This window comes from Enterovibrio norvegicus DSM 15893 (assembly GCF_900115495.1).
Taxonomy (GTDB): domain Bacteria; phylum Pseudomonadota; class Gammaproteobacteria; order Enterobacterales; family Vibrionaceae; genus Enterovibrio; species Enterovibrio norvegicus.
Genome location: NZ_FOWR01000099.1, coordinates 1 through 1,054, shown reverse-complemented (window position 1 = coordinate 1,054; position 1,054 = coordinate 1). Strand labels below are relative to the sequence as shown.

The 1,054-nt window shown below is 42.5% G+C and carries 2 protein-coding genes; one reads left to right on the top strand and one right to left on the bottom strand.

Annotation, left to right across the window (positions count from 1 at the left end; all coding sequences use genetic code 11):
* Positions 1-222: 222 nt before the first annotated feature.
* Entirely contained in the window at positions 223-378 is a 156-nt protein-coding gene (locus tag BM082_RS25155; protein ID WP_167550934.1) for a hypothetical protein, read from the bottom strand.
* Positions 379-500: 122 nt separating this feature from the next.
* Here BM082_RS25155 and BM082_RS24575 point away from each other — a divergent pair, with 122 nt between their 5' ends.
* Positions 501-872 (top strand): hypothetical protein, encoded by a 372-nt coding sequence (locus BM082_RS24575; RefSeq protein ID WP_017010849.1) that lies wholly within the window; start codon positions 501-503, stop codon positions 870-872.
* The last annotated feature ends 182 nt before the right edge of the window (positions 873-1,054 follow it).

Here is a 1,054-nt window from a genome sequence, read left to right as displayed (position 1 = left end):
TGGAATGTGGTTTTTGGCGAAATTCATTAGATCAAAGGGTACGGTGCGCGTCTTTCTCATTGTTTAGAAGAGGAATTTTGAGGGGATTCGCTAGAACGCGGCGTTATCCGTCAGTTCTTCTCATTGTTTGGTTTGCGATGTTTGGTTAGCTATTTCCTATCTTCGTCACAGGTTGTTTAACCTCAAAACCCTCATCAAACCAATCCTAAACTCGATGCAAAATCATGTGGCAATCTTTGCTAAGTTGAATTCAATGCCTTTGGTTTTAACGAGTGATTGTGCCTTTAAGGCCACAGTTGAATTCACAAAATGGTGCGTTCGTTGGGTGTTGGCGGCAAAGCCGCGATAGTATGAAGCTTCTGCGGCTAACAAGGTCATGAACGGGACACCTTGCCAATCTCGAAGCGCTTAGAAAATTGCGTGAATACATAGGTTTGGGCAGGTTTAGTGCGGGCAAGTGCCCGTTATCACAGCGTTATACACTAGAGAGGATCCCGTAAGTGGATTTGGAACAACACATTAAGGAAACATGCGAACATCTCGAAAAAACAGTTTCGTTGATGGGCGGTAAGCTTTGCAAGAAACTTAGCTACATCGAGACTTTGGAAGATGTCCTAATAGTATTGTTGAATGAAAATGATAAAGGTGCAGTTTCAGGCGCTAGGTATTTAATTGGCGTTTATCTCGGTGAGATTGTATTAAATCAAACTGGTGGTGAGTGGTTCAAGAGTGAAGTAAATAGCCATTTAGCACTTCGTATAAATAACCAACAGTCGTTTCCAATTGAAGCAGTTGAAGATTTTATTCAGCAACCAGACAAGGGAAAACTTCAGATCTTTGCGAAAGGGTTAACAGCTGTGCATTGTGTATAACAAGTGGCTGCACCAGACCTTCAAAACGCGTCCCGATTTTTGTGGAAGCAAAAAGTCAGGCAGCATTTTTACGGCTAGTGAGCCGAGCGTTAGCAACCTAAAGGATATATTGTGCTTAAACTCTATCGCCTTAGCGAAACCAAGAAAGAATATTGGGAAACTTGGGACAATGACGACGGTAC

Bases quoted from the DNA above. Each gene is read 5' to 3' on its own strand.
- BM082_RS25155 (WP_167550934.1), bottom strand. From the start codon at position 378: ATGACCTTGTTAGCCGCAGAAGCTTCATACTATCGCGGCTTTGCCGCC.